Here is a 3,210-nt window from a genome sequence, read left to right as displayed (position 1 = left end):
CATCTGTGGTGACGTAAGTAACATTGCTGGGCCGCGGACAGACATACCGAGTGTCGGGACCCTCGGGTCGGGAGAAATCGAGGCTCGCCATGTCCGTTCAGATCTGGCGCCGAATGCTTATTGCCCTCACCGCGGCCCTCCTGGTGGCCGGAAGCCTTGGGGCCGTCGGTCCGGCTGGCGCCGACCCCACCGCAACCACCGGCACGGCAACCACAGGCACGGCAACCAGCGCCGCGACGTCGACGGCAGACGGCTCGACTAGCACTAGTTCGTCGACTAGCACTAGTTCGTCGGCAGGGAGCTCGTCGGCAGGGAGCTCGTCAGGCGCCAGTTCTGCCACGACCTCCGGAGAAACCACCCCGGCCCGCGACGGCATTCTGAATCTGCGGGTCGTCGACGTGACGACCGGTGCCGAAGTGGTGGACGTGGGGGCGCGCGTCTGGCGCCCGGACATTCACGACACTCGGATGCCTGCGGCGATATCGTTGCCAGCCGGTGCGTACCGCGTCGAGATCCTCGGCATTCCGGGCGGCTACCGGCTAGTGTCCTCGTGGGCGGCCAACCCCGTGGTGCCCGCAGGCGGCTCGGTGGATGTCGTCTTTCTGCTCGCTTCGCAACAGCCGCAACACCACCACCGCGGACGTGTTCCGATCGAGTCGATCCCGTCCGGCCGCACTCGATGATGACCGGCCACCCGGTGCGCCTGCTGCTCGCGGCGCTAGGGGCGGCGGCACTGCTCCTGGCCGCCGGGTGCGGCACCGAGCAACCCGCCCCGATGTCCGGTGCACAGGAGTCGGCGCCGCCGCCGGTGCTGACCCACACCAACGACCCGTCCGCGCCGGTGACGCTGCGTCTCGTCAGCGGTTCGGCTCCGATTCAGACGGTCGACACCGACGACAATGGCGTGCTGTTGCCGCCCAAGGACATCGCGCAACTCGGCTGGTGGATCGGATCGGCGCGCCCGGGTTCGGGTGCAGGCACCGTCGTGATCACCGGTCACGTCGATGACGTCGAGCAGGGCACCGGCTTCGCCCAGCGCTTCTCCAGCTTGACCCCCGGCGCGATCATCGAGGTGACCACCGCCGATCAGCAAACGCGGAGCTACCGGGTCAGCAGCGTCGACGCGGTGACCAAAGAGGGCGGCCTCCCCGTCGACGAACTCAACCGCCTCGACGGTCCAGAAACCCTCGCATTGGTAACCTGTGGCGGCCCCTTCGTCGGTCCTCCCCTGGGCTACCGCGACAACATCGTCGTCCTCGCATTGCCGACGTGAGGCTGCAGCGCACCAGCGTGGGCGGTTATCCACAAGGCGCAGATCCGGGACTTCCCTCCTGGCGGGCGGCGGCGTTGAATCGGCGGCATGCAGGGGAAGGAACACTATGATGACGAGCATGACCACCGAAGTGCTCGGCCTGCCGCACGGCCGTCCACTGACGTACGCCGACCTGCAGGCGATGCCCGCCGACGGGCACCGCTATGAGCTTCTCGATGGAGTTCTGATCGTGAGCCCGGCACCCAAGATCCGGCACCAGGACGTCGTGCTCACTCTCGGTTCCCTTCTCAAGGCCTCCTGCCCGCCGAGGATGAAGGCCTCCGTGGCGCCCGTCGACGTCGTCCTGTCCGAAGACACCGTGATTCAGCCGGATGTCATCGTGGCCATGCGGTCAGCGTTCACCGAGGACTGCGTGCGCGGAGCACCTGTTCTCGCGGTTGAGGTGCTCTCCCCGTCGACGCGCGGCATCGACCTCGTTCTGAAGAAGCAGAAACTGGCGGACGCGGGATGCGAGCACTACTGGGTCGTCGACCCAGCGGTTCCCTCGATCGTCGCATGGCGGTTGGGACGGGACGGTTACGCAAAGGTCGCCGCGGTCGCCGGCGACGCCCCGATCAGTCTGGAAACACCGTTTTCCCTGAGCTTCGCGCCAGCCGAGTTGGTGGACTGACCTCAGGGCTGCCTCTGGTTAGCGGATCGAGTCACTGACGCATGCTGTCCGCTGCAGCGGCGGCACCGGGGCCGGCTCATCGAGTATTCGGTGGTGCCCGGCACCTCCCCAGGTGAGACGTCCCGCAGCGAAGCACGTGGAATAAATAGTACGTGTCACGTATTGTTAATGGTGTGAATCATATTGATGAGGGTAACGAGGCCCGCCTGGAGGCAGACGAACAGTGTGCGGTGACCGCGTTGTCGGAACAGATGACCTCCGCGAACGCCCTGATCCGATTGTCCCGCCTAATTCAGGACGTCTTCACGTCGGTCTCGGCACGGCACGATCTGACTCCGGTTCAGGCGCGACTACTCGGCGTGCTCGTCGCCGGACCGAAGGGGATGGCCGAGCTTGCACGCATGTTGGGTGTCGAACGAGCGGCGATGACCGGACTGGTCGACCGTGCCGAGCGGTCGGGACTTGTAGAGCGGGTGCCCGTCCCCGGGGATCGGCGCGCCGTGCACGTGACCGTGACTGACCTCGGCCGCCGAACCGGTGGTGCCGTGCACGCCGACTCCACCCGCGAGCTCGACCGGCTGCTCGATCCGTTGTCGATCGCCGAACGCGCGGACCTGCGTATCGCGATGGCGAAGATCCTCACCCCTACGAACCCGTCCACCGATTCACCGAGAACGTCATGACCGCCAACCCTGCTGCTGCTCCCAGTACCGTGGCCGAGGCCTACTTCGCGGCGTGGCGCCGGAATGCGCCGGCCGAACTGCGAAGTCTCCCTACTTCTCATCGATCACGGGCAGATCATCCGGGTCCGAGTCGCCTTTGACGTCGCCAGACTCCTCGCCGCGGGCGACCCTCGCACTATGACCACCGAAATCATGAACACCGAAAGGCAGTGAACAGCATGGCTTTCACCGACGACGAAGCCGCCTATATCCGTTCTCAACCGCTGGCCCGCATTGCGACGGTCTCCAACGACGGCCAGCCCGACGTCACCCCCGTCGGCTACGAGTTCGACGGCACGCACTTCTACATCGGCGGTTACAACCCGACCAATACTCGGCGCGCACGCAACGTCCGTGACGGCAACGCTCGAATAGCCCTGGTCATCGACGACCTGTCCTCGACCAATCCGTGGACTCCGCGCTACCTGCGGATCTACGGGACCGCTGAACTTGTGGACCGGGGCGGTCAACAAATCCTGAAGATCACTCCGACCACTTCCTGGTCGATAAACCTGACGAGCGACCGGCCGACTGGCCGGCCGCAC

5 protein-coding genes are annotated in these 3,210 nt (G+C 65.9%); all 5 read left to right on the top strand.

Features of this window, described 5'->3' with window-relative positions; translation table 11 throughout:
- Positions 1-89 precede the first annotated feature (89 nt).
- Entirely contained in the window at positions 90-683 is a 594-nt protein-coding gene (locus tag WAW85_RS05015; RefSeq protein ID WP_422558545.1) for a hypothetical protein, read from the top strand.
- Positions 680-1,273, top strand: coding sequence for a class F sortase (locus WAW85_RS05010; protein ID WP_422558544.1), 594 nt, complete (start codon positions 680-682; stop codon positions 1,271-1,273). Before WAW85_RS05015 ends, WAW85_RS05010 begins: the two co-directional genes overlap by 4 nt.
- A gap of 109 nt (positions 1,274-1,382) precedes the next feature.
- Complete coding sequence (locus tag WAW85_RS05005) at positions 1,383-1,943, top strand: Uma2 family endonuclease (protein ID WP_422558543.1); 561 nt, start codon at positions 1,383-1,385, stop codon at positions 1,941-1,943.
- A gap of 173 nt (positions 1,944-2,116) precedes the next feature.
- Complete coding sequence (locus WAW85_RS05000) at positions 2,117-2,626, top strand: MarR family winged helix-turn-helix transcriptional regulator (protein WP_422558542.1); 510 nt, start codon at positions 2,117-2,119, stop codon at positions 2,624-2,626.
- Positions 2,627-2,844: 218 nt separating this feature from the next.
- Positions 2,845-3,210: PPOX class F420-dependent oxidoreductase (locus tag WAW85_RS04995; RefSeq protein ID WP_422558541.1), on the top strand; the 366-nt coding region annotated here is incomplete at its 3' end.

It is taken from the genome of Gordonia sp. (in: high G+C Gram-positive bacteria) (genome assembly GCF_049299075.1).
Taxonomy (GTDB): Bacteria; Actinomycetota; Actinomycetes; order Mycobacteriales; family Mycobacteriaceae; genus Gordonia.
This window is presented reverse-complemented; position numbering and strand designations above follow the sequence as displayed.